This window comes from Candidatus Alcyoniella australis (assembly GCA_030765605.1).
Taxonomy (GTDB): domain Bacteria; phylum Lernaellota; class Lernaellaia; order JAVCCG01; family Alcyoniellaceae; genus Alcyoniella; species Alcyoniella australis.
In genome coordinates this window covers 1-25,718 of sequence record JAVCCG010000061.1, presented here as the reverse complement: position 1 = coordinate 25,718, position 25,718 = coordinate 1, and the positions used below count along the sequence as shown (strand labels likewise).

The 25,718-nt window shown below is 63.6% G+C and carries 21 protein-coding genes; 10 read left to right on the top strand and 11 right to left on the bottom strand.

Annotated features, from left to right (window positions below; all coding sequences use genetic code 11):
* Nucleotides 1-4: 4 nt before the first annotated feature.
* Nucleotides 5-1,666 (bottom strand): ChaN family lipoprotein, encoded by a 1,662-nt coding sequence (locus P9M14_06775; protein MDP8255434.1) that lies wholly within the window; start codon nt 1,664-1,666, stop codon nt 5-7.
* 142 nt (nt 1,667-1,808) lie between these two features.
* Here P9M14_06775 and P9M14_06770 point away from each other — a divergent pair, with 142 nt between their 5' ends.
* Nucleotides 1,809-5,777: a S8 family serine peptidase gene (locus tag P9M14_06770; protein ID MDP8255433.1), complete on the top strand. Its 3,969-nt coding sequence runs from the start codon at nt 1,809-1,811 to the stop codon at nt 5,775-5,777.
* 73 nt (nt 5,778-5,850) lie between these two features.
* Here the strand turns inward: P9M14_06770 and P9M14_06765 are convergent, their stop codons facing one another.
* The 8 genes from P9M14_06765 to P9M14_06730 all read right to left on the bottom strand — a co-directional run bounded on the left by P9M14_06765 (nt 5,851) and on the right by P9M14_06730 (nt 13,992).
* Nucleotides 5,851-7,503, bottom strand: coding sequence for a hypothetical protein (locus tag P9M14_06765; GenBank protein ID MDP8255432.1), 1,653 nt, complete (start codon nt 7,501-7,503; stop codon nt 5,851-5,853).
* Nucleotides 7,488-9,011: an aminomethyl-transferring glycine dehydrogenase subunit GcvPB gene (gcvPB, locus tag P9M14_06760; GenBank protein ID MDP8255431.1), complete on the bottom strand. Its 1,524-nt coding sequence runs from the start codon at nt 9,009-9,011 to the stop codon at nt 7,488-7,490. Before gcvPB ends, P9M14_06765 begins: the two co-directional genes overlap by 16 nt.
* Entirely contained in the window at nt 8,986-10,329 is a 1,344-nt protein-coding gene (gene gcvPA / locus P9M14_06755; GenBank protein MDP8255430.1) for an aminomethyl-transferring glycine dehydrogenase subunit GcvPA, read from the bottom strand. Before gcvPA ends, gcvPB begins: the two co-directional genes overlap by 26 nt.
* A gap of 32 nt (nt 10,330-10,361) precedes the next feature.
* Nucleotides 10,362-10,751, bottom strand: a complete 390-nt coding sequence (gene gcvH, locus P9M14_06750; GenBank protein ID MDP8255429.1) for a glycine cleavage system protein GcvH — start codon at nt 10,749-10,751, stop codon at nt 10,362-10,364.
* Nucleotides 10,752-10,857: 106 nt separating this feature from the next.
* Nucleotides 10,858-11,217: a zinc ribbon domain-containing protein gene (locus tag P9M14_06745; protein ID MDP8255428.1), complete on the bottom strand. Its 360-nt coding sequence runs from the start codon at nt 11,215-11,217 to the stop codon at nt 10,858-10,860.
* 192 nt (nt 11,218-11,409) lie between these two features.
* The gene (locus P9M14_06740) at nt 11,410-12,591 is read right to left on the bottom strand and encodes a radical SAM protein (protein ID MDP8255427.1); all 1,182 of its coding nucleotides are present in this window, start codon (nt 12,589-12,591) and stop codon (nt 11,410-11,412) included.
* Complete coding sequence (locus tag P9M14_06735; protein MDP8255426.1) at nt 12,581-12,814, bottom strand: hypothetical protein; 234 nt, start codon at nt 12,812-12,814, stop codon at nt 12,581-12,583. Before P9M14_06735 ends, P9M14_06740 begins: the two co-directional genes overlap by 11 nt.
* A 2-nt stretch (nt 12,815-12,816) precedes the next feature.
* On the bottom strand, nt 12,817-13,992 hold the full coding sequence (locus P9M14_06730) for a tetratricopeptide repeat protein (protein ID MDP8255425.1): 1,176 nt from the start codon (nt 13,990-13,992) through the stop codon (nt 12,817-12,819).
* A gap of 94 nt (nt 13,993-14,086) precedes the next feature.
* Here P9M14_06730 and P9M14_06725 point away from each other — a divergent pair, with 94 nt between their 5' ends.
* Together P9M14_06725 and P9M14_06720 are read left to right on the top strand one after the other, a co-directional pair.
* On the top strand, nt 14,087-14,791 hold the full coding sequence (locus tag P9M14_06725; GenBank protein MDP8255424.1) for a CPBP family glutamic-type intramembrane protease: 705 nt from the start codon (nt 14,087-14,089) through the stop codon (nt 14,789-14,791).
* A 93-nt stretch (nt 14,792-14,884) separates the two neighbouring features.
* On the top strand, nt 14,885-15,676 hold the full coding sequence (locus P9M14_06720) for a ZIP family metal transporter (GenBank protein MDP8255423.1): 792 nt from the start codon (nt 14,885-14,887) through the stop codon (nt 15,674-15,676).
* Between the two features lie 24 nt (nt 15,677-15,700).
* Here the strand turns inward: P9M14_06720 and P9M14_06715 are convergent, their stop codons facing one another.
* Nucleotides 15,701-17,497: a hypothetical protein gene (locus P9M14_06715; protein ID MDP8255422.1), complete on the bottom strand. Its 1,797-nt coding sequence runs from the start codon at nt 17,495-17,497 to the stop codon at nt 15,701-15,703.
* Nucleotides 17,498-17,546: 49 nt separating this feature from the next.
* Nucleotides 17,547-19,061 (bottom strand): cellulase family glycosylhydrolase, encoded by a 1,515-nt coding sequence (locus P9M14_06710; protein MDP8255421.1) that lies wholly within the window; start codon nt 19,059-19,061, stop codon nt 17,547-17,549.
* A 174-nt stretch (nt 19,062-19,235) separates the two neighbouring features.
* Here P9M14_06710 and P9M14_06705 point away from each other — a divergent pair, with 174 nt between their 5' ends.
* From P9M14_06705 to P9M14_06675, 7 genes are all read left to right on the top strand, one after another.
* Nucleotides 19,236-20,765 carry a hypothetical protein gene (locus P9M14_06705; protein ID MDP8255420.1) on the top strand — a complete coding sequence of 510 codons (1,530 nt, stop codon included), beginning with the start codon at nt 19,236-19,238 and terminating at the stop codon, nt 20,763-20,765.
* A 292-nt stretch (nt 20,766-21,057) separates the two neighbouring features.
* Nucleotides 21,058-21,582, top strand: coding sequence for a hypothetical protein (locus P9M14_06700; GenBank protein MDP8255419.1), 525 nt, complete (start codon nt 21,058-21,060; stop codon nt 21,580-21,582).
* A gap of 59 nt (nt 21,583-21,641) precedes the next feature.
* A complete protein-coding gene (locus tag P9M14_06695; protein MDP8255418.1) occupies nt 21,642-22,790 on the top strand; it encodes an SPFH domain-containing protein in 1,149 nt (382 codons plus the stop codon).
* A 68-nt stretch (nt 22,791-22,858) separates the two neighbouring features.
* Nucleotides 22,859-23,956, top strand: coding sequence for an SGNH/GDSL hydrolase family protein (locus tag P9M14_06690; protein ID MDP8255417.1), 1,098 nt, complete (start codon nt 22,859-22,861; stop codon nt 23,954-23,956).
* Between the two features lie 75 nt (nt 23,957-24,031).
* Entirely contained in the window at nt 24,032-24,916 is an 885-nt protein-coding gene (locus P9M14_06685) for a DUF6268 family outer membrane beta-barrel protein (GenBank protein MDP8255416.1), read from the top strand.
* Nucleotides 24,917-24,999: 83 nt separating this feature from the next.
* Entirely contained in the window at nt 25,000-25,284 is a 285-nt protein-coding gene (locus tag P9M14_06680) for an FYDLN acid domain-containing protein (protein MDP8255415.1), read from the top strand.
* A partial coding sequence (locus P9M14_06675) for a methylated-DNA--[protein]-cysteine S-methyltransferase (GenBank protein ID MDP8255414.1) occupies nt 25,217-25,718 on the top strand: 502 nt, incomplete at its 3' end. The genes P9M14_06680 and P9M14_06675, both read left to right, overlap by 68 nt.

Sequence of the window (25,718 nt, the reverse complement as noted above, 5' to 3'; positions counted from 1 at the left end):
CGCTTTAAAACGTGCGGGCGGAGGGTGCGTCGATCAGGCGCGCCACCAGGTCCATGTACGCGCGTTGGGCGCTGCCGCGGCGTTTGAAATCGTCAAAGAACAGTCGCTTGACCTCGGAACGCTCGATGATCCCCCAGCCCACGGATTGGAACATTCGCTCCCCGAGCATGTAGCCCAGGCCGTGGGCCGTGCCCAGGTGGATGTCGAACGGCTGGGACCAGATTGCGCTGTAGCGCTTGGTGGCACGGCGTCTGCCCGCCAAATATTCGCGCTCGTACTCCTTGTGCAACAGCACGTAGCGGCTGATGCGGTACAGCTCGCGGTTGCGCTCCTCGGTCGGTTCGGCGCGCGTGCTGAGCATCTCGGTGAAGTCGTCGATGTCGTAAAACTGGCGTTTGGGATTGATCACCATGCTGCCGAAAAATCCCAGGGCCTCGCGCATCACGCGCTGGTAGAAGTCCTCGCGCGCGCTGTGTTCGCGTTGATCGAGCCCGGCGCAACGCGCGTTGATGTAGTGCGTGGACTCCTCGGCCGCGTGGTCAACGCTCAGCGAGGCGAGGTAGATGATGTTGCGGCCGACGATGAAATAGCTCTCGCGTTTGAGGATCTGTTGCTTGATCTGCGCGATCTGCTCACGGTTGAATCCCTCGCTGATCATGCTCTCAAGGAAGTCGAGGTCCGAAACGCAGTAGACGCTGAAGTTGTCCAACGCGACCTCGGTGATTCCCAGGAACTCGGCGATGATCTGCACCAGATCGTGAACCTGCGAGTTGTAGTCCACGCTGTCTCCGTCGGTCCAGCCCGGATGCGTGCCTTGCACCAGCTCCTGTTGGTCGTAGAGCCAGTTGAGGTAGCTTTGGTACATCACCAGCGGCGTGGAGCTTAAAAGCGCGTAGCGGTAATCAGCGAGCCGCACCACGTCGGCAACCTGTTCGAGTTTGCGCTCGGCGATCAGCCAGTAGATCTGCTCCGGGTTCTGATAGAGGATCAGCCGTCGGCGTTCGATCCCCTGGGACGCGAGCAGCGCGCGCACCCTGGAGGGCAAATGGCAGTCGGCCACGTGCAGTTCGCCGTCGAGCACGAAGACGATGTGCTCCGGATGCTCACTGCTCAGCCGTGCGATTATTCGCGCCGCGCCCTCGTCGCGTTTAACCAGCGCGTGCCTGCCGCCGACCTTGTGGTTGATGCCGACCACGGGCAGTCCGCGTTCGCGCGCCAGGCCGAGGATCGACTCGTAGACGTCCGCGCCGAAGCCCCAGGTGCGGTCGAAGTCCACGCGCCGCAACAGTGTCGTAAATTTGATCCGGCGTTTGAGATAGGCGTCGAGGTGGTGCTGGTCCGAGGCGTTGAACGCCTCGAGCGCCAGGCAGATTTTCGGCCGGATGCGCACGGTTTCCCGGATCAACTTGAGGAACGTGGTTTGGCTGGCGCGCAGGCTGTGAAAGTCGCCGACGTAGACCAATCCGGCGTTGATCACCTCGGAGATCAGCTCGGCCTTGCCCGAGATCCGCTCGTAGCTCTCGACCTCGGCGTCGTGCTCCTGCTGATAGACCTTGAGCAGGCCCGAGCTGTCCTCGAGGGTGCGCTCGATGTCGTCGCGGTAGCGCTCGACCAGCATGCGCTGAATCCGAATCAGCTCCTCGCGTGGTGATAGTTTGGGGCTCATGATCTTAAATCATATCGTGGATTCCCGATTTGTTCAGCGGTCAAATTCAGCTACCGCAATATTTGACGAAACTTGATAAATAATCCAGGCTAAATGCCGCTTGGATAGGCTCGCCTGCCACATTACGACCGGAGTGCTCACGATGACGTCACGTACGATTGCCGTTCTTTTCGTCGCGCTGTGTTCGATCGCGCTGGCCGCCTCGGGCGCCGCGGCGCTGTCGATTGTCGATCAGTTTCCGACCTTCCAGAGCAAGCTGGTTCAGGGCGACACGCCGCTGTCAGTACGCTTCTCCGACTCCCTGGAAGGGGCCACGCTGGGCGATTCGACGTTCTTCGTTGCGCTGGGTGGCGATGATGCGCACCTGGCCGGCTCGCTGGTACTAAGCAGCATTGTGCACGCCAACGACACAGTGGTCTTCACGCCGAGTGCGGCCTGGCCCTGGGGCGAGCGGATCGAGCTGCACGTGGGCAACGCTCTGCACTCCGCGTCCGGCGATCCATTCGACGGCGCGTACCCCTTCGGCGCATTGTTCGTGTGCAACATCCCCAACGACTTCGAGATCCCGATCTACGATCCGGGCGATCCGTTCGCAATGTTCACCGAGACCAGCGTGCTGATGGGCTTCAACCCGATCGAGCCCGAGTCTGCTGTCGAGGGGCCGTGGATGATTCCGGGGATCAACGTCACCGGCGCCTGGAAGTACAGCACCGGCAGCCCCGATGTGCTGGTGGCGGTGGTCGACGACGGACTTAAGCATTACGAGGACGAGGACCTGCGCATCGCGCTGTTCATCAACTCCGGCGAGCTGCCCCTGCCGCAGACCGCGTCGGGCGTCTGCGCGGACTACGACTGCAACGGCGACGGCCGCTTTGACGTGGACGACTATGCCGACGATCCGCGCGTGGAGCCGCTGGACCGCGCGATCAACGTCGGCGATCTACTGGCCGAGTTCTCCGACGGCGTTGACGACGATAAAAACGGCTTGGTCGACGACATCAGCGGCTGGGACTTCTTCCGCAACACCAACGAGGTGCTCGGGGTCGACGACTTCCCCGAGGGGGCCCACGGCCACGGGATGTGCGAGCTGGCCGCGGCGCGCGGCAACAACGGCATCGGCAATCGGCCCGGAGTCTGCCCCGACTGCCGCGTGATGCAGGTGCGGGTTGGCGACGCGGTGATCTACAACTACGACCTGTTCGCCGCGGGCGTGCGTTACGCGGTGTCGATGGGCGCGGACGTGATCAACCATTCCGGCGTGGCCCTGAACTATTCGGACCAAGCGCATCGGGCGGTGATGGAGGCCTACGACGCCGGGGTGCTGATCGCCGCACCCCAGGGCGACGAGATGAGCATGCACCATTGGGCTCCGGCCGCGATGGAGGACGTGGTGGCGGTCACTGCGCTGTTCCCGATCATCCCGGTGGACCTGGTGGGGATCTTCAACCTCGGATCGTTCGGCTTTGTCGAGACCTATTGCACCAACTTCGGCACCCACGCCCACGTGGCAGTGCCCGCCGACACCGCCTGCACCTCCGACGCTACGGGCACCACCACCGGCGCCATGGCCCTGATCAAGAGCTACGCGTTGGAGCAGGGGATCGAGCTCAGCGCGGGTGAGCTGTTCCAGCTGCTGATCCAGTCGGCGGACGATATCGAGAGCCACTGCGCATCCGTGGCCTCGCTGCTCAACGTCTGCCAGCCCGGCTGGGACGAGCACTTCGGCTACGGCCGGCCGGACCTCGAGCGTGCGCTGCTGATGCTCGGCGACGAGCAACGCGGGATCGAGCCGCGCATTCCGCCCGAGGTGCGCATCACCTATCCGCGCTGGTGGGAGACCTTCGATACCGCGGCGAGCGCGACCTTCGAGCTCGAGGGCGAGATCGACGCCCGGGTCTATCCGTTCTCCTACGAGGTGCAGCTGGCCCGCGGCAAGCAGCCGCTGGACAATGAGTACCAGACCGTGTTCCAGGGCACGTCCGACGAGCGGATCGAGGGCCTGATTGCCCAGGTGCCCATCGCCCAACTCTTTCCGCCCGACCAGATGCGCGGAGTGCCCCAGTCGCGCTACGATTTCGAGGTCTCGCTGCGCGTGCGCGCGTGGTACGAGGCCGGGATCGACGAACAGGTGCGCGGCGAGGCGCGCAAGTCGATCTCGGTCCACGTGGACGACGATCCGGTGAACGGCCTGGCCGCCGGCTTCCCGTACTACTTCGGCGCCTCCCCCGGGTTCTCGCCCATTGTCTACGACCTCGACGGCGCGGCCGACGGCCTGCCCGAGATCGTGATGGGCACGGGCGACGGCCTGGTCCACGTTCTGACCCGCGACGTTGACGGCTCCGGCTGGTCCGAGCTTGCGGGCTTCCCCGTGGACCTCTCGAGCTACGACCAATGGCGCAGCGACGGGATCATCGGCTCGGTGGCCATCGGCGATCTGTTCGGCGACGGCGAGCCCGAGATCGTGGCCGCCACGGCCCTGGGCCGGGTGTTTGCAATTCACGCTGACGGCAACCTGCACCAGCCCTCGCCGATCCTGCCCGGGTTTCCGGTGCAGACCGATGCGCCGGACAACTCCAGCTCGCTCGCCTTTGGCCATGGTAACGGCGTCTACGGCTCGCCGGTGCTCGTTGACCTCGACCTCGACGGCGTGCTCGAGATCGTGGTCGCGTCCAACGACCAGAAGGCCTACGCTTGGAAGCCGCTGGACCAGGACGGTAACGGCCAGGTCGACCCGCTCTACGGCTGGCCCGTGCTCTGCCGCAGCGACGAGGGGATCGTGCGCGACGAGCGGATCTGCGAGGGGAGCGGCCTGCCGTCTCAGATTTGCAGCACGCCGGCGGCGGGTGTGCTCGATCCGCTGAACGCGAATCCGGACGTGTCCGAATATCCGTCCGTGGTGGTGGCGACCACCGAGATTTGCGAGGAGGGGCTGCTGGCCACCACCCGCGCCTACGCGATCTACCACGACGGCTGGGCCAATCCCGCGGGAACGTTTCTGCCCGACTGGCCGGCCGCGCCCGCAGCGCCCCTGGGCGATGCGATCCCGCTGCCGTTCGCAGCGGGCGGCGTCTCCTCGCCGGTGATCGCCTTGGGCAACGGCGAGGCCTGGATCGGCCTGGGCACGCCGGGCTGGTTCCCGGCGGTGATGCACTACTCGGGCGAAAAGATCCACGAGATGTACATGCCCACCGGCCTCAGCCTGACCTCCATCGCCCACGGCGCGTTCACCTCGCTGTACAACGACGGCTGGCTGCAATACTCGATCCCGCTGCTGTCCGTGCTGCAGATCGGCGAGGAGGGGTTCAACCTGATCAACTCCAAGCTGGCGGCCAACGACGTTGACCCGCCCCACGAGCGGCTGCTGATCGAGGAGCTGGAGGACCTTCCGATGTTCAACAGCCCGGCCGCGGCCGACCTCAACGCGGACGGCACGCGCGAGCTGGTGCTGGGGACCAGCGGCTACCTGGCGCACGCGTTCTCGGTGGACGGCATCCAGCCGCCGGGCTGGCCCAAGTACACGCAGAAATGGATCACGGGCAGCGCTGCGATCGCGGACATCGACGCCGATGGCCTGCTCGAGGTGCTGCTGCCGACCTACGAGGGCTGGCTCTACGCCTGGGAGACCGGGGCCGCGTCCTGCATTGACGGCGAGCAGAACGCCGACTGGCCGCGCTTTCACCACGATCCGCACAACAGCGGATACTACGGCCTGGACGCGCTGCCGCCCGCGCGCGTCACCGACTTGCAGCTCGAACGGCTCGGCGATAGGCGGCTCAAGCTGACCTTCACCGCGCCGGGAGATGATTGGACCTGCGGTCAGGCACAGTCCTATGACGTGCGCATCTCGCGCGATCCCGCGGCCGATCTGGAGCAGGTCGAACAGTTTGCCGCGGCAGAGGCCTTTGAGTTCGGAGCAGCGCCTCAGCCGCCGGGATCAATCGAGAGCTTTATCGTGCCCGACCCCGGCGTGCTGCACGTGGCACTGCGTGTCGCTGACGATGAGGGGAACTTAAGCCGCATCTCCAACGCGGTATCGGATTTACCCGGCGACGATGACGACGACGACGCCTCGGACGGCGACGATGACGACGACTCAGGTTGTTGCGGCTAGGTTTGGGTCGCGGGGTGGATTGTTGTTCAATGATGATCGTTCTGCGCGAGCCTTGTGCCGGCTCTAAGCCGGGCTAGATCTCGATTTTAAACCGCGAGTAGCTCAGGGCCCGGCGCGCGCCGGGGCGCAGCTCCAGTCGATAGAGCAGCACCGGCTGCCCCAGCAGCTCGCCGCGGGCCACGGGCCGCATGTTAAACAGTGCGCGCTCGCGGTAGAGCCGGTCGTACCAGCCGATGGCGGTCAGCTTGTGATCGTAGGGCGCGACCAGCCGCAGGGCGTTCCCCTCTTCGCCGATGCGCAGCAAGCGCTCGGGCTCCAGGCGGCGCGGCCCCACCAGCTGCATCGCCTCGAACAGCATCCCGTCAGCAAGCAGTCCGGCCTCGCGCAGGGGGTCGTGCAGCCCGGGCGAGGCAAAGACCAACTGTCCCTCGAGCTGCTTGAGCAACACTTCCTGCGGGATTTCGAGCATGTCGCTGGTATGCACATGGCCGTGGAACGAGTCGGCCGTGACGCGCACGTCGCTACCCCAGCGCAACAGCGGCGGCAGGGCCACAAGGGTGACGATCAGCAGCGTCAGCGCGACGGCCGGGACCTTGCGTTGCGCGATCTGCGCGGGCCAGGACATGGCCACGGACCACAGCGGCGCGAGCAGCAGCACGGTCCAGACCGCGTACTTGGAGGCAAAGCCGTCGTACGCCAGGCAGACCGCCCACAGGGCCAACCCCGCGACCGAGGAGGCGATCAGCGCCGAACGGACCGGGAACGGCCCGAGCTTGCGGATGCCCAAATAGCCCGCGGCCGACAGGAACAGCGGGACCAGGCCGCCAAAGGGCGAGTTGAGCCAGCGGCTGGCGTCGAAATTGAGCAGCAGCTGATCCAGGGCAAAGACCTTGGTCCCGGTGCGTGCCTCGGTGGCTGAGGAGAGCAGCAGCACGGCCAGCGCCAGACAGACGATGCACAGCGCGGCCGCGGCCAAACGGCGGGCCCGCTGTTCGCGGATGAATAATGCGGCGAGGATCAGGGTCGCGGGGAGCGCGCAGACCGGCAGCCACAGCTCCACGCGGCACAGCACCAGCCACACGCAGCAGCCCGCGGCGCTGATTGCGGCCAGAATCGCCGACCGCCGGGTGCGGCGTTGATCGAGCAGCACGGTCAGGCACAGCAGCCAGGCCGCCAGGGCCGGGATCGCCGGGGCCAGGTCGTAGGCGCTGGTCGACCAGAACATCAGCTGCGGGCTGATGGCGGCGGCCGCGGTGCAGATCCAGGCCATGGAGCGGCGGTCGGTCATCAGGTGGCAGGCCAGGCCCAGCAGCAGCAGGGCGGGCAGGGTGGCGACCTGGTTGATCCAGGGCAGGGTGCGCGGGCCGGCAGCGATCCCCATCATCCGTAGCGGCGCGCCAAAGGCCCAGGCCCAGACGTCGGCGGCCAGGCCGCTGGACTGCGGCAGCGCGGACACCTGCCATTGGCCGAGGAACGGGCCGAAGATCATCCGCTCCTCGTCGCCGGAGGGCTCGTAGATCCAGGGCGGGATCACGGCCAGGCGCAGGACGTAGGCCGCCGCGCAGATCAGCAGCAGCCCGAAGAACGCCGAGCGCCGTTCGCGCGCGTCGGTCCTGTTAAGCAGTGTGATGAGCAGCGCGGTCGTGCCGCTGATCCAGATAAATGCGCTCAAGGCGCAGGCCCAGTGCTCGGCCGTGAAAACGAAACCGGTCAGCGTTTGGTCCAACGCACGTCGAGATCCTTGACCGCGCGCACCTCATCGAGGCGACCCAGTCGCGTGCAGTGCGGTGCACTGTGCAGCAACTCGGGGTCGGTCTGCGCCTCGCGTTGGATCGCCAGCATCGCCTCGATGAACTGCTCCAGCGACTCGACGCTCTCGCTCTCGGTGGGCTCGATCATGATCGCGCCTTTGACGATCAAGGGGAAATAGACCGTGGGCGGATGATAGCCGTAATCGATCAGGCGTTTGGCCAGGTCCATGGTGTGGCAGCCGTGCTCGACCAGGCTTTGCTCGGAGAACACGCACTCGTGCATGCAGGTCGCGTCGTGCGCCACGCTAAAAACTTCCTTGAGCCGTTCCTTGACGTAGTTGGCGTTGAGCACCGCCATCTGCGTCGAGCGGGTCAGGCCCTCGCCGCCGAGCTCGCGGATGTAAGTGTAGGCGCGGACCATCACCAGGAAGTTGCCGTAAAACGCTTTGACCCGTCCGACGCTCTGCGGCCGGTCGTAATCCAGCTCGTAATAATCCGCACCGTCGCGCTGGGACTTGACGACCACGGGCGAGGGCAGGAACGGCTCGAGCGCCTCGACCACGCCCACCGGGCCCGAACCCGGTCCGCCGCCGCCGTGGGGCGTGCTGAAGGTCTTGTGCAGGTTGAAGTGCAGCACATCCGCGCCGAAGTGCGCGGGCTTGGCCGCGCCCATCAAGGCGTTGAGGTTGGCGCCGTCGCAGTAGATCAGCCCGCCCTTGTCGTGGACGATCTTGGCGATCTCGAGGATGTTGCGCTCGAACAGCCCCAGGGTGTTGGGGTTGGTGATCATCAGCGCGGCGACCTCTTCGTCCATCGCAGCGGCCACGGTATACGGGTCGAGCAGTCCATCGGGGCCGGACTTGAGCTCGATCGGTTTGTAGTTGCACAGCGCGGCGCTGGCCGGATTGGTGCCGTGGGCCGAATCGGGAATCAACACCTTGCTGCGCGGGTTGCCGCGGCTGGTGTGATAGGCGCGGATCATCAACAGGCCGCTGAATTCGCCGTGGGCTCCGGCCGCGGGCTGCAGCGTCACCGCGTGCATGCCGCTGATCTCGGCCAACATCGACGAAAGTTCGTGCATCAGCGATAGCGCGCCCTGCGCGGTCTGGACCGGTTGCAGCGGGTGGAGCCGGGCCAGGCCCGGCAGACGCGAGGTCGCCTCGTTGACGCGCGGGTTGTACTTCATCGTGCACGAGCCCAGCGGGTACATCCCGCTGTCCACCGCGTAGTTCCAGCCCGAGAGGCGGTGGAAGTGACGCACCGCGTCAATCTCGCTGACCTCGGGCAGGGCCGGAGCCTCGCCGCGCAGCAGCTCGGGCTCGACGTACAGCGCCGGGTTGGCGGTCGGAACGTCGAGGGCCGGCAGGCTGTGGCCGATACGTCCGGGGACCGAGCGCTCGAAGATCAGCGGCTCGTTAAATTTTAGACCGACCGTGCCGGGAAACCCGGCCGGAAGCTCACAACTGGTTGAGGACTTGGACATAGCGGCTGATCTCCTCGGCGCTGACTTTTTCCGTTGCGGCCACCAGCAGGCAGTTCTCAAATTCGGGGTACCAGCGCTCGAGCGGCAGCCCTCCGAGAATTCCCTCCTGCCGCAGGGCAGCTTCGACCCGCTGGGCGGGATGCGGCGTGCGCAGCACGAACTCGTTGAACGTCGGCGCGGCGAACGGCAGCGAGCAGCCCTTGACCGCGGAGAGCGCGGACTTGGCGTGCTCGGCTTTGGAGTAGTTGATCTGCGCCAGGCACTGCAGGCCAGCGGGCCCCAGCAGCGTGAGGTAGATCGTCATTGCCAGCGCGCACAGCGCCTGGTTGGTGCAGATGTTGCTCGTGGCTTTCTCGCGGCGGATGTGCTGCTCGCGCGTGGCCAAGGTCAGCACGTAGCCACGGTTGCCCTCGCTGTCGAACGTGGCGCCGCACAGCCGACCGGGCATCGCGCGCACGTCGGATTGGCGCACGGCGAAGAATCCCAGATGCGGTCCGCCGAACCCAGGGGCGAGGCCGAAGCTCGCGCCTTCGCCGAGCACGATGTCCGCGCCCAGCTTGCCCGGCGCCTCGAGCAGACCCAGGCTCAGCGGTTCGACCACGCAGACGATCAGCCGCGCCCGGCCGTTGATCAACGCCGCGATGCGGTCCAGCGGCTCGATTACGCCCAGGGCGTTGGGCTGCTGGATCACCACGCCGGCCGCCGGATCCTCGAGCAGCTGCTCGAGCTGCGCCAGGTCGGCGCGGCCGTCGGGACCAAAGGGTAGGCTCGCAAACTCGATATCCTGATGTTGGGCGTAGGTCTGAACCGTCTGGCGATATTCCGGATGGACCGCGCGCGAGATGATCGTACGCTTGGTCTTGCGGTTGCGGCGCGCCGCCATCAGCACGCCCTCGGCCAGTGCGCTGGCCCCGTCGTAGAGCGAGGCGTTGGCCACGTCCATGCCGGTCAGCTCGCAGACCATGGTCTGATACTCGTAGATCGCCTGCAACGTGCCCTGGGCCGCCTCGGGCTGGTAGGGCGTGTAGGCGGTGAAGAACTCCCCGCGCAGCAGCAGTTGATCGATGGCCGTGGGCACGTGGTGGTCGTAGACCCCCGCGCCCAAAAAGCAGCTCAGCTCGTCCATCGAGCTGTTGCGATCGGCCAGCTCGGTGAGCAGTCCGACCAGTTGCTGTTCGTCCAGCGGCTCGGGCAGGTTCAGCCCGGCGCTCTGGCGGACCTGTTTGGGGATCGCCTCGAAAAGTCGTTCGATCCCGTCGACGCCGATGGCGTCGAGCATCGACCGTACGTCTTGCTCGGTATGGGGTATGTAGCGCATCGTGGGCAGCTCTCGAATTTAGATGACTTGGATCAACCCTGTTCCTCGGCGCAGAAGCTGGCGTAGGCCGCAGCGTCCATCAGCGCGTCGAGCTCGGCCGGGTCGTCGGGCTTGATCTTGACCATCCAGCCTTCGCCGTAGGGATCGGAGTTGACGGTCTCCGGAGCATCGGCCAACGCCTCGTTGACCTCAACGATCTCTCCGGCGATCGGCGGGTAGACGTCGGACACGGCCTTGACGCTTTCGACCACGCCGAAGGCCTCATTGGCCGCGAACTTGTCGCCGACCTTGGGCAGCTCGACGAACACCACGTCGCCCAATTGATCCTGGGCGAAATCGGTGATCCCGACACTGACCGAGCCGTCCTCGTAATTGGTCCACTCGTGCTCTTTGGTGTACTTGAGACCCTCGCGCACTTCCATTGGATTACTCCTTGATAAGTTACCTGGGTCGCCACGCATAAGAAGGATGCCGGTGGCGGCAACAAATTAGCGAATGGATGGGTTTGTGTAAAGCGTGTTGGGAGCGTTAAGCGTCCGTGGTCGACGTGTTGGGCTTGGACTCGGCTTTGGTCTCAGCCTTGCTCTCGGACTTGCTCTCGGATTTGGACTCGGCCGGTTTGCTCTCATCGGACGATGATGCCGCGCTCGAGGACTGCTCGCCGTTTGGCTTGGGCGAAGGCGCGTCGTTCTTGGCATCACCGTTTTTCCGGGCGTAGTCGGTCACGTACCAGCCGGTTCCCTTGAGATGGAAGGTCGAGAGACTGACTATTTTACGCAAAGGTCCACCCTGGCAATGGGGGCAATTTTCCGGCGGGCCGTCAGTGGTCTTCTGCCAGTGCTCGCTGAGCTTTCCGCATTGTTGGCATTCGTATTCGTATATCGGCATTGTTCCCTCTCAAACTTACCGGGGAAAAAATAACCCTTTATTGCCGAATGTCAAGGCATGGGCGGGGATAGTGAGGTAAAGAAGAAAGATATTGATCTTTACCAGCCTCCCGCATCTTCCGTCGCGGAGAAGGTCGTTGAGCTACGATCTTGGTTTGCTCGCGTGTTTTGTGGCAGCTCCAAGCTGCCCAAATTAGTGGATGATCGGGCTGCCCATATACTCTTGAACCGTGGGGCATCCCGGGTCGGGCATGGAAAAATCGCCGTAGACGAATTGGGCCACCGGGTGGCAACCGCCGCGGCAGATTCGCAGATAGCGGCAGCTCGCGCAGGGCTCGGGCACCGCGGCCTTGTCCCATAGGCGGAAGTCGCTGAACGAGGCGGCGTCTTTCCACCAGCTGCTCATCTTGAGCACATCGTGCGGCTCGCTTTGGGAGAAGCTGCAAGCCGAGACCTGGCCGTCGGAGCGCACGCCCATCAGCATGTTGCCCGCCTCGCAGCCGTTGACCGCAAAGAAGTCCATCCGTTCCGGATCGGGCTGGTGATAGCAGACCAGCGGCGTGAACGAGCAGTCGAGTTTGATCCAGACGTTGTGGCGCCGGGCCAGGGAGGTGATCAGCGGGTAGAAATCCCGCGCCTGTTGCGGCGTGAGGTCGAAGTCGTTGAACACGTCGCAGCCGCGGCCCGCGGGCTTGAAGCGCAGCAGCTCGACCTCGAGCACCTGCTGGTCGTGGGCATAGCGGATCAGTTGTTCCAGGTGGTCGAAGTTGCGGCGCGAGACCACGGTGTTGATGCCCACCCTGCAGCCGGCGCGGCGCAGCGCGTTGATGGCGCGGTCGGCGCGGGCGAATCCATCGTGTCCGCGGCAGCTGGTGAAGACCTGCTCCACGCCGTCGACGCTGACGTTGATCTGGCCGAAGACCCGCGAGAGTTCGGCGTTGTGTTCGTCGATCAGCATGCCGTTGGTGGTGACGTTGGGCACCATGCCGCGTTGGCGCGCGTGGCGTGCCAGCTCGATGAAGTGTTCGCACTCGAAACTCTCGCCGCCGCCCATTGCCAGATGGAACACGCGCATGTCGGCCAGGGTGTCGATCACCTTGCGCATTTGCTCGAGGTCCAGATCGCCCTCGAAGTCGGGCCGCGCGTCCATGTAGCAGCCCACGCAGCCGGCTGAGCAGCGGCCGGTGACGCTCAGGTGAACCTCGGTCGGAGCGCAGAGATAGGGCCGGTCGATGTCCCACAGCGGCGAGTGTTCGAAACCCAGCGAACGCATGTAGTCCTTGTCGACCCAGATCAGCGAGCTGGGATGCTCCAGGTGCAAAATGCCGCCGAAGTGCTCGAAGCGGTAGGGGATGATCTTGCGCTCATTTTCCATCTTGCTTCCCCGTTTCCGGCTGCACTTTGGGCTTGCGCCAGATTCTGATTGCCGTAGAGAGGAAGGTGGTCAGAAGGCCCAGGGCCGTAGCGCCGAAGAGGATCACCTGCAAATCGGTTCCCAGGGAACTCGAGTTGGGATTGACCCCGATCTTGACTTTGAGTATTCGACCACGCATGCCCGGCTCGGGAGTCGGAATCTGGAAGGGATCGGCGCTGCTCACTTTCAGCCTCCCCTGCTGATGATGTAGTAGTGCGACTGCAAAGTCTGAATCGTAATCGACATCAGTCCCAGTCCATAAAAGACCGCGTAGATCACTGCCGTTACAAGTAACATCACCACCACTGCCTGAAACAGTATCTGCATAGCACTCAGGCGGCGTGTGCCGATGTACAGCGCGTTACAAAATAGTGTGACAGCGAAGCCGAGCATCAGCAACAGCATGCAAAACAGGTAGCGTACGGGGCGGTCGTGATAGAGCAAGTACCAGGCCCCGCCGATGGAAGCCAGCAGCAGCAGGCCCGGCTCGATCAGTGCGCGCAGCACCCGGTCGCGGCCAAGGGACGACCAACGCACGCGCTTGATCAGCAGTGCGCTTAGGGCGGCGATTAATCCCAGGCAGACCAAGTACAGGTTGCGCAATCGTATGTACTTGTCGACCTCCAGCGAGAGGAACCGCGCCGCGTTCGCGCCGTCCTCGCCGCGATAGGACGCCATCCGCGCATACTCCTGCCGCGCCTCGTCAAAGCGGTTGAGCTCGAGCAGGATGTCGCCCGATTGCTTGAGCGCGACAAACGCCAAATCGCTGCCCGGCTTCTCCTCCACCAGCCGGCGGTACATCTCGAGGGCCTTGAGGTACTCGCGCTCGTCGTCCTCGGGCAATGCGCGCAGCTCGTATTCCTGGGCCAAGCCGAACAGCGCCTCGTCGCGCTTGCTGAACAGCGGGAAATCGTGCAGCAGGGTCAGGTACTGCTCGACCACGCGATCGCGTCCCAGGTCGCGGTAGTCGCGGCGGATCGATTTGAGCAGGGCCAGCGGCTCGGAATCGCTGTACAGGTCGTTCTCCTCGAGTTGCTCAAGGCGGTTGCGGCCGCGCAGCGCCCAACGGCTGGAGGGGAAGCGCTCGATCAGTTCTTTATAGATGTCGCATGCGCGCACGAAATCGAACAGTTCGTTCTCGTAGACGTCGCCCAGGTTGTAGAGCACGTAGTCCAGGTTGCGGTAGTCCGGGTAGAGTTCGACGCAACGCTCGAGCAGCTGTGCGCCGAGCTGCGGATCGCCCTGCCGCGCCGCGCGTACGCCCTCGCGCTGCAGCTCCGCGGCGGTCTGATCGGCCGCCGCCGCAACGCTGACAAGCGTCGCAATCAAGGCCAGGACTAGGATCGGCTTAAGCGATTTCACAACGCGATCGAGGCTGTCAGACGCTCGGGGGATAGTCAAGCATCGGCAAACGCAGCGCTTGTTGGCCGCGATTTGAGCAGCTAGACTCGATCCAATGTCCCGACAGCATTCCATCGAACAACAGGCCGCGTTACGGCCGTCCATTCGGCAACTACTGGCCAGCCTGGCGGCGCTGATTGTGGCCTTCTTAGCGCTCAACGCGGCACGTCGCCTGCCGGGCATCACCGCGGATTTGGCGGCGGTGGGCAAGGTCGTGCTGCTGATCTATCTGCCGCTGCTGCTGATACGCCTCTGCCGCCAACGGCCGGAGGATTTCGGCCTGCGCCTCGATCGTTGGCGCGACGATCTGAAAGTCTCGCTGCTGTTCGCCCTGGCCACGCTGCCGCTGTTCGTTGTGCTCTACGTGGTCTGGTTCGGGTTGATCATGGATCACCACGTGACCGCGCGTCTCGATTGGAGTTACGTGCGAGGTGTGACGCTGATGATCCTGGTGATCGGCGTGCCCGAGGAGATTTTTTTTCGCGGCTGGATTCAGAGCCCGCTGACCCGGCGTTGGGGCCATCGCGGGCCGACGCTGCTCGGGGTTCGGATCGGGCCGGACGTCTGGCTCAGCGCCGCGCTGTTCGCCCTGGCGCATTTGGCGATCACGTTCAACCCGGCCACGGTCGCCACCTTTGTGCCCGGACTGGCCTTCGCCTGGATGCGCAAGCGCACGGGCAGCGTATTCGGCGCGGGCCTCTACCACGGGCTGTGCAACAGCGTGGTGCTGGCGTTCAACCCGCAAATCCTCGGCGGCTGAAGCGGATCATTAATAGGGATTCTTCAGTCGAACCGGGGACGCGTCTTTCATCGATTGGCCTAATACGATAGACAGGTTTGCAGAGGGGAAATTATGCAGGAGATGATCGCGGGCCTATCCGACATGCCGATCGTGGTTTTGGGCGCAATGGCGAGCCTGCTGGCGGGTCTGGCCACGGGCGTGGGTGCGTTGCCCGTGCTGTTCACCCGCGGGATTTCCCAGCGAACCCAGGACGTGATGCTCGGATTCGGCGCGGGCGTAATGCTCGCGGCTACCTCATTCTCGCTGATCATCCCTGCCATCGAGGCCGGCGGCGCGGGCGTGTCCGGCGCGATGATCGTGGCCTGCGGCATGGGCCTGGGCGCGGTGTTTCTCTGGTTGGCCGACCGCTTTTTACCCCACGAACATTTCATCAAAGGGCCCGAGGGCGCGGACCGCAGCAACCTGCGCCGCGTCTGGCTGTTCATCATCGCCATCACCCTGCACAACTTTCCCGAGGGACTGGCCGTGGGCGTGGGCTTTGGCGGGGGCGATGTGCAAAACGGCACCAGCCTGGCCATCGGCATTGGATTGCAGAACATGCCCGAGGGTTTGGTGGTGGCCCTGGCGCTGCTCACCGAGCGCTATACCAAGGCTCAGGCGTTGGGGATCGCGCTGCTCACCGGGCTGGTGGAGCCGGTGGGTGGACTGTTCGGCGCGGGCCTGGTCAGCGTGGCTCAGCCGATTTTGCCCTGGGGACTGGCGTTCGCAGCGGGCGCCATGCTCTTCGTGGTCTCGGACGAGATTATCCCCGAGTCGCACCGCAAAGGGTTTGAGAAAGAGGCGACCTTCGGCGTGATGATCGGCTTCATCGTGATGATGGTGCTGGACGTGACCCTGGGGTAGCGGCAGAGGGTCCGCGACGAGTTGCTATTCGAAGCGAACCGTTTCGGGATGTTCCTCTGCAAACTGCTGCATGCACTCGCGGCAATCGTCGCCCAGCATGCGGAAGCTCGATTCGTCCTTGGATCGATAGGCCCAGGGCCAGGCTCCCGAGTAATCCAGCTCAAGGGCGGATTCCAGTATTTCGCAGCAATCGGCCTCTGAGCTGAACTCGCCCATGATGTTGGGCACGCCGGCGATCGGCGGCGTGAAATCGAAGCTCAGACCTTCGTCGATCTGTGCGGGACCGTTCCAGAAATGGAATTGACCGAGATCCATGTTCAGCGCCTCGTACCACTGATCGGCCCATTGTTCGCTGGCGCTTCCCACGGTGAAAAGCTGTTGCCCGCCGGGCACGGCGGTCTGGTATGCCTCAAGAACAGCGTTGAAAAACTCGGTCATCTGGTCGAAGGTGGCCGCGCCGCCGGTGGCGATCTCGGACGGCCTCTTTCCCGCGAGGATCGTCACGTGGTCGGGATCGTTGATCAACAGCCATTCGGGCTCATTCATCAGTTCCCACGACAATATTTCGCACCGATCGCCGTACTCCTCAAAGAGCGGGATCAGCGCATTCCCGATCAGGGAATCGCGCTTGGCCGGGTCGGTGATCAGGTCCGCGTGGCCGAAGATTCCCGGCTCCTCCACCGGGGACGAGCCGCCCATCAGGAAGTCAAACAGCACGACGATCAGATATAGCCGGCTTGAATCAGCCAGACGTATCAGTTCGTCGAAATCATCTTTAAAAAACTGATTAAGGCCGCTGACCTCTCCGCTGGCCGGATCGAATGCCAGTCCTGATCGGCCGTCGGCGAAAAGCCATACGCGGGTCGCCGTGGCCCCGAGGCCCGCGATGTCCAGCAGTTCATCTTCTGTGCGCGTATGGGCGGTGTCGTAGGGGAAGTTTATCTCGGGCGGCGACTGCACGTAATCGACGGTGAAGGAGCCGTCATAAGTGTAATCATCCGGCGCCTCGTCGTTGGTAGTCATGCTGATGCCGATGCAGCGGACCTGCGTCTCATCGAAATCCGGCAGGGTGTCGGGCACGACGCTCAACGTCATGTCGCCCGGCACGATGTTCTGCGGCGCGCTCTGTCCCCAATTCCAGTTGATGTCCTGGAGAAAGAGGACTACTTCGTTGGGAGCGGATGAGGGCCCCTGGCTTCCGGCAGGAAAGCTTGCCTGGGCGGCAACTGTTTTTCCGCGAAGGTCGATCGTCCCCTCCGAGGGCAAAGCCGCCGATTCCTCAAAACAATAGTAAGTTATTGCATTCGATCTGAGCTGATCTGAGGCATTCAAGCTCAAGTTCACCACGAGCTTCCCGTCGTTCCAATCCAAACTCGCACACCCTTGGCTGTCGTCGTCGTGTTTGCAGCGCCATCCGGCAGGCCCCTGGTTTGCCAATCCGCGATAGCCCCAGGCGCTTTCTCCGAAGTCGGTGCCATAGTTGTCCCACGGCAAGTTCACCGCATGCACCCAATGTCCTGCTCGTACCTGGTCCCAGACGCAGGGGAAACCGTCGTCGTCATCGTCGTCCGCGTCGTCGTCAAGATCGTCGTCATCGTCGTCCGCGTCGTCGTCATCATCAGTCCCGCAAGAGCAGAACGCCACGATGCCGATGACACAGATAACTGAGAAGGCCAGGGCGGTAAACGTGAAAAAGCGTTTTCTCACGGCGTGCACCTCTGATGAAATATGTATACAACTGAGGCTACGCCTGCGCCAATCAAAAGGCAATTTTCCCAAGCGAGCTTCAACCGTGTGCCCGATTTGCCGATCGATTGTCACCCTGGCAGCGGGCAACACCAGCCGGCTTGTTGTAACCCTGGGCTGGCGGCTACTGCGGCTGTGCGGCAAAAATACTGATTGTGGCCTCGGTAAAAGTCTCATCGATCCAGATGCTGAGCAGTTGGGAATCGTCGTTAAACTCGCTGTGCCAGCCATCTTCCGCCACGCCGCTGACCTCGATTGCGTAGCCGTCAGGGCAGCAGCGGCTTAGCGGCAGATAGATCTCGGTCGGTCCCTCGACATTGTCGCGCGCCTCAAAGGTCAAGCTCAGCTCGCGCGCGCTTTGGTCGTAGCCGTACTCCAGGGGCCAACCGGCCACGGCGCGAGGAAAGGGCGAGGCGATCAGCTCTTGCAGCTCAAGCGGCGAGCGCTCGAACGAGCCGCAATCCCAATAGGCCCAGCCCGAGGTCGCGCTTTCGAACATCCGCAGGGCCGCATCGTTGAACAGCAGGCGGTTTTCCAGGTCGGGCCAGGTGAGCAACGACCATTCGCCGGCCAGCAGCGGCGCACGCTGCAGCTCGCTCTCGATCGTGCGGTTGCGCGGCCAGTCCTCGAGGATCGGATCGCGCAGCGGGTCGTAGCCGCCTTCAAGCTCGACCAGGATCGAGTACATGTGCGGGAAGTAGGCCAGGCGTTGCGCGCCGGGACGCGGATCGTCCAGTGCGGGCAAATGCGATGGCAGTCCCTGGTTGGGGCCAAAGGCGCGCGGCTCGTAGAAGATCCAGCCCTCCTGGTCCGCGCTGCGGATCGCGTCGATCATCCGCTGGTTGAACTCGAAATACTTGGTGCGGTCAAAGCGCCCCTGGTTGTAGATCCCGGTCCCTTCCCACGGCTCGTTGATCAGGTCGTAGCCCAGTACGCTGGGGTGATCCTTGAAGCGCTGCACCACGTGGACCCACATTGCGGCGTAGAGGTCCTGCAGCTCGGGGTGCAGCTCGTAGTCCCAGAAGTTGTCAAAGGCGCGCATCACCGCGGGCGAGAGGTAGTCCAGGGCCCAGGCGCCGAGGAGCTGGGCAAAGGGGATGTGCGGCACTCCGTCGGTGATCGTGGCCCAGGGCGGCGCGCCGTCGGAGCCGCCGCTGTGGAACTCCGGTCCCCAGACGTCCTGGTGCATGTCGAGCACCACGCGGATGCCGGCCTGCTCCAGCCAGTCCAGCCGCGTCTCGACCTGGCCCAGATAGTCCTCGTTGTAGACGCCGGGCTCGGGGTCGATCTCGGCCCGGAAAATTAAGTAGCGCGCGAAGTTGAAGCCCCAATCGCCAAACAGGCTCTGCGTCTGCTCGACCCCTTGGGGCGGCAGGCCCGCGTTCCACTTGGCCCCGCCGTCGAAGTTGCAGCCGTGCAAGATCAGCGCGCGCCCCTGTTCGTCGACAATGAAATCCCAGTCGGGGTCCTGCGTATCGTCGTCGTCGTCCGCGTCGTCGTCCAAATCGTCGTCGTCAAGGTCGTCGTCATCCGCGGTCTGGTCGTCGTCGTCGTCATCGGCGCCCTGATCGCAGGCGACCAACGCCAGCGGGATCAGCAAGCACAACAGGACCGTTAACAGGCGCAACGCTTTGGACATCGGACCTCCGGGGCGAACGAAGAATGATCGATCATCATAATCTACCAATTCTCTTGATCGATTGTCATCGACCCCGGCAGCGGCAACCTCAGTCGGCTTGTCAGGATCGCGTCCCGTATATATGCTGCATTCAGGTGTATTCGACGTTGATTCACACTCAATAGGATCGCACAATTGCGATTTGCAGCCCTTATCTTACTGCTGATCCCCACGGCTCTGGCGCCGCTGACCCTGCTCGATCTGTTGCCTGCGCCGGACTGGGACGAGGCCACGCTGATCTATCGGGCGTTGGAAATCGGCGATGCGCTCGAACGCGGCGCATGCGGCCACGCCCTGGACGTGGTCTGGAATTATCAAACCTGGCCGCCGCTCTCCACGCTGCTGTTGCTGCCCGGCGCTTTTAGCTCCGATCCGATTTGCGGCGCGCGGCTCTGCGCGTTCGCCATGGCGCTTCTGGGACTGGCGCTGAGCTACATGATCGTGCTGCGTAGCGGTATCAAGAACAGCGCGGCCCTGGGGGCCTGGGCCGTGGTGATCGCCTGTTGCAGCCCGTACTTCGTGGATTACAGCCTGCGGGCCATGCTCGAGGTTCCGTCGTGGGCGCTGACATGCCTGATCGTGCTGTTGCTCAGCGGTGATGCTGATGATCGGCAAAGCGAGCCGCACCTGTGGGCCGCGGGCCTGGCCTGTGCCGCGCTGTTGATGCTCAAGTACAACTACGGTCTGATCGCCCTTTGCAGCGCAGCGTTGTGCGTGCTGTGCGACGGCCGATTGCGACAGCGTCGATTGCGCGGACTGTTGATTTTGGCGCTGCCAAGCGTACTGGCATCGATCGTCTGGTTCGCCTATCCGTTCCCGGAAAAGCTGATCAGCGCGGCGCAGTTTCTGCGCAACCGCACGTCGGAGGCCGATGGCAGCGGACTGCTGTTCTACGCCCGCGCCTGGCGTTCGTTCTATACGTTCTCGATAGTGCCCGGCCTGCTGGCGCTGGTGGGCGCGGTGTGGGCCGTGTGGAACAGACGCGCGCGACAATTAACAATCTTTGCGGCAGTGGGGCTGATCGCCTGTACGCTGCACCCTTATCATCATCCGCGTTTCGCCTTTCCGTTCCTGATGCTGGTTCCGGCCCTGGCCGCAATGGGCTGGGCTGCGCTGTTCTCGCTTTCCAGGGCGCGCGTTGTGCAATGCACGATAGCCCTGCTGCTGGTGCTCTCGATTGTTGCGCCAATGCGGCATTTCACAACCTATATCCAGGCGATGGCCGAGCATCAGCTTGACAGCCCGCGGCAGGTCGTGCGCGTGGCGGCTCAGCAGGCCGTGGGCTGGATCGACGGGCCACAGCCCGTGCTGGCGGCGGGCACGTTCAGCGAGCTGTCGCCCGACCTGTTGCGGATTTACGCCCTGCGTCAAGATCTGGATCCAGGATTGATTGTTGTTGACGACGCGTTTTTCCAGGGCGACACGACCCTGGCCGCGGCAGCGTCCCGCATTGAGGCCAAGAGCGTGATCCGTATTGAGGTGCGGCCCGGCTCGGCCTTTGACACCACGGACCACGCGGCCTTTCGCGCGTATCAGCAGCGACTGCCAGTGGGCGATCTGCGCTTTGAACAGCGGCTGGTTTTTCAGGACGCGGGCCTGGCAATCGAGCTGTGGCGTATCGATCAATCGCAAGCACGTGAAGAATTATTGTCATTGGTTGAATAAACTAATCTCCACGGACATATTGTCGATAAGGGGCTATGCGCCGCGAACCTTGACCAACGTGGGGCGGGGCAGGTAGCTTGGCGAATATACACAATCAGCCCGCATTATTCATGAGGGTTCGTAGCGAGGCGTGCAAGATGCCGCAAGAACAAGGAAGACGAGCCGATACTGCGCAGGCGTACTCCCTGCAGTACGTCGAGCACGGATCGGCGAGGATGACGCTGTTGTTGAGAGCAGATTGTGCGCCGCAGTAGAAGCCTCATGAATAATGCGGGCTAGTCTGGAGGCGGCGATGAGCGATGCGAGCGGTCCGGTGCAGGCCACGGGTTGGGCCGAGAAATTCGAGGAGTTGGCCGACTCGATCCCCGTGCTGCGCGGATATCGCGCCAAGGAGAAGTTCCGCGACGCGGACAAGCTGCTGCGCGAGCACACTGTGGGCCGCATCAACGCGGTCAAGAACGCGCTGGAGCGCATCAAATCCGAGCGTGTCGAGTCGGGCAAGCTGAGCATGCTCGACCTGCTGGACAAGCTGACGCGCAAGCTCGATCGCGTACGCGACACGCACCGTTTCGCGGCCTACGGCTATTCGGGCTACTTTGATCCGCAGAAGATCAAGGAGCCCCAGCTTGCCGCGCTCTACGATTACGACCGCAAGATCCTCGACTTGGTCGAGCAGCTCGTGCTCGAGGCCGACGCCTGGGCCAAGGCCGATCTGCCCGACCCGGAGATCAAGAATCGGATCCATGAGTTCGACGGATCGATCGACAGGCTCGAACAGTTCGCGGGTTTGCGCAAAGACTCGTTCAACCAGATCTAGCCTGGATGATTCATGAGGGTTCTACTGCGATGCACACTCTTCCAAGGAGACGTTGACTGATGAAGATGCTTGACGTTATCGAGTACTTCGACGAGAGCGGAGAGGAAATTGTCCACCGCATTCCCGAGTCGGGCAGCGCCGAGACCCGCGTGGGCAGCCAGTTGGTGGTGCGCGAGAATCAGGCCGCTGTGTTCTTCCGCGACGGCAAGGCCCTCGACATCTTGGGAGCGGGACGCCACACCCTGAGCACGCTCAACGTGCCGCTGCTGGCCAAGCTGATCGGCGTGCCGTTCGACAACAAGTCGCCGTTCCGCATCGAAATCTACTTCATCAACATGAAGGTCTACACCAACCTCAAGTGGGGCACCAAGGAGCCGGTGCCGTTCCGCGACTCGGAGTTGGGCATGGTGCGCTTGCGCGCTTTCGGCGCCTACACCATGCGCGTCGCTGATCCGCTGCTGCTGATCAACGATCTGGTGGGCACCCGCGGCGCGTACTCGAGCCTGGATGTGGACAACTACCTTAAGGACGTGATCGTCTCGCGCCTCAACGATATTTTGGGCGAGAACGTGGACACGATCTTCAACCTCGCCGCGCTCTACGACGAGCTGGGCGTGGCCTCCAAATCGCGCCTGCGCGACGACTTCAGCAAGTACGGACTGGAGCTGCTCGACTTCTTCATCAACGCGATCACTCCGCCGGCCGAAGTGCAAAAGATGATCGACGAGCGAGCGGGCATGGGCGCGGTGGGCGACATGGGCCGCTTCATGCAGTTCAAGGCCGCCAAGGCCATGGAGAAGGCTGCCGAGGGTACGGGCGGCGGCGCGGGTGGCGAAGGCGGAACCGCGGGCGCGGGCATGGGCCTGGGCGTGGGAGCTGGAATGGGAATGATGATTCCCGGAATGGTGATGGGCGCGATGCAGCAGGGCGCGCAGGGTCAGGCCGCACCGCTGGTGATCTGCCCGCACTGCAAGGGCCAGGCCCCGGCCAACTCCAAGTTCTGCCCCAGTTGCGGCAAGCCGCTTACTGAAAATTGCCCATCGTGCTCGCAGCCGGTGCCCGGCGGATCCAAGTTCTGCCCCAACTGCGGCAAGCCCTTGAGCGGGCAGGACCCGGCCGAGACCGCGCCGCCGGAGAACTGCCCGAGCTGCAACGCGCCGTTGGACAAGGGGTCCAAGTTCTGCTTCAACTGCGGCCATAAGTTTTAGCCTGGATCATTCATGATCCAGGCTAGCGTTGCGGAGCGAGGGTGTCGCCCGAAGATAACGAACGAACATTGAAGATCTCACTGACCAGGCGCTTGGCCTTTGCCCTGGTCGCGCTGCTGCTGTTTGTGTTCGCGGGTGAGATCGTCTGCCGCACGTTGCTCTACAGCTCGCCCTACGAGCCGTGCCCCGAGCGATCCGCGGCCGATGTGACGTTGCTGGGCGACCTGCGGCTCAACGTGGACGAGATCTCGCTGATGGACCGCAACTTCCCGTTTCGCGAGCAGACCAACTCCCAGGGATTGCGGCGCGCAACCGATGTGGAGCTGCCCAAGCCCACGGGCGTGTACCGCGTGCTGTGCGTGGGCGACTCGTTCACCTACGGACCGTACGTGGGCAACGACGACACCTTTCCCGGACAGCTCGAGACCCGGCTCAATAAACAGCTCGAGGGCCGCCTTATCGTCGAGGCGCTCAACGCCGGGGTGTCCGGCTACACGATCTGCGACGAGTTCTCGTTGATCGCCCAGCGCGGCAGCGCGTCAAAGCCCGACCTGGTCGTGCTCCAGGTGTTGGCCAACGATCTATACGGGATGTACGACTTCATGCGTCAGGGGTTTTGCCGCGGCGGCCAGTACTGCGCCAAGCCCTTGCCCGACGGTCGCTCGCTGGGCCCGCGCTGCGTGCACCGTGCGTTGCTGGCGCGCTCCGCGCTCTATCGCGGCGTGCGCGAGCTGCTCGACCTGGTGCGGGTCCGGGTGCGCGAGCTGCGCGTACGCCAGGCGCGCCAGGCGCAGCAACAGCGCGGCGATGATCACATGACGCGCTACTTCAACTTTGAGCTGGCCCAGCGCGAGCAGCACGAGCAGCGCTACGCCGAGATCTTCGCGGCCACGGTGGCGCTGTGCCGCGAGCAGCAGATTGCGTTGCTGGTGCTACTGCCGGGCAAGACCAACATGCCCGGGGTACGCGAATATTTCGCGCGACTGTGCGCGGAGCAGGGCGTGGAGCTAGTCGATACCTTTGATGAGTTTAGCCGTTTTGAGATGGACCAGACCTACCTGTTCCCGAAAAACGGCCATCTTTCGCGCATGGGAAATATCCTGGTCGCCCAGCAGTTGGCGGCCGCTGTTTCGCCGCGGATCAACGCCGCTGTCGCTGAAAATTGACGGTGGTTGGCGCTGATAGCCGCCCCGTGTAGAATACGCCCCCAGCATCGTAGAAAAGCATTCGGGAGGGGCGCAGTGCACCACAAGATGCTGTTCGCGGCAATCGCGGCCGCGCTTTTAATTTCGATCGCAATGCCGGCCGTGGCGCTGGACATCGTCTACGTCGACTACTTCACGCTGGGCCGCGACACGTTTTACGACACCGACCTCGAGGCCCACAGCCAGGGGCTCGACGCGTTCCTGTTCCTGCCGATCAAGTTCATCACACTGGGCGCGGTCTACGAGCTGCGCGACTACGATTGGCACAACCAGTCCCAGCGTATCTCTCGAAATCAGCTTCCGGACCAGCTGCAGATGACCATGTTCTCGGTGGGCACGCTGCTTGATCTGAACCAGCGCTGGAAGCTGCTGGTGCGCTTCGACCCGGGGATCGCCAGCGACTTTCGCGACATCTCGATCGAGGACTTCTACTTCCGCGGCTACGGCGTGGCCCTGTTTAGCTACAGCAAGGAACTGAGCCTGATGTTCGGCGGCGGGTACACCGACCAGTACGAGGCGCCCAGCCCGGTGCCGATCCTGGGCTTCGATTGGCGTCCGACAAAGGACGTCCAGCTCAGCCTGATGATCCCCGATCGCTTCCACTTCCGCTTTGCGATCAACGACCGTTTCTGGCCCGGCATTCGCGGCTGCTTGCGCGGCTACTCGTTTCGGCTCAGCGAGGATCAGCCGTTCGATGGCTCGCGCATCCATCGCCGCGAGCTGCGCCTGGGACCGATTCTCGACGTGCGGATTGTTGCCGACCTGTTTTTCGGCATCGAGGCCGGGGCGATCGTCTTTAACGAGTTCGACATCTATGATAAGCACAACCGCCGGATTCATAAGGGAGATCGTGCGGCCAACTGGTTTGCCCAGGCCGGGCTTTACTACCGTTTTGATCTGGCCAACCTGGAAAAGAACTGACCGGCTGAGTAACTTATAGACAGCCGATCCGCTTTTTGGTAGTTTCCCGCTCCTCTATGAGGAGAGGAATCTTGGAGGAAAGCATGATTCACCCGGTCCATCCCGAGTACGGCGAGCGCCACGAATGCTACAAGTGTGGCTGCAAGTTCTACGACCTGGGCCGACCAGACAAGGTCTGCCCGAAGTGCGTCGCGGACCAGGTCGAAGCGCCGAGCCCCGAAGAGAGATTGTTCGCCTCGCGCATCAGGGAAGTCAGGTTCACCGAGGAGCCGCTGCCGGAAGTCGAGAGCGACGATTCCGATGACGACGATAGCGACGCTGCGGATTCGGCCAGCGACGCCGATTTCGACGACGACGACGCCGATTGATCGCGCACCCGCCCGGGCCGTTGTTTTTCCCACGGCCCTGGGCTTCGCCGCAGCAGCGTGGCGCGGCGAACTGATAATCCGGATCGTCCTGCCCTGCCGCACCAGGCGCGCGGCGCGTATCGCGCTGGAGGTGGCCCTGCCAAAAGTAGAACTTGACCAGCACGGGCATCCGCTCGTGGAGGACTTGGTCGCCTATTTTTGCGGGAGCAATCCCGAGCTGTCGCACTATCGGGTCGACCTTAATCGCCTCGGAGAGTTCAGTGCGGCCGTGTTGCAACGCACGCGGCGGATCCCCTACGGCGCAACAACTACCTACGGCGACATCGCCCGCGACCTGGGCAGGCCCCAAGCGGCCAGGGCGGTGGGCGGCGCACTGGGGCGCAACCCGCTGCCGGTGCTCGTGCCTTGCCATCGCGTGCTGGCCGCCGACGGAT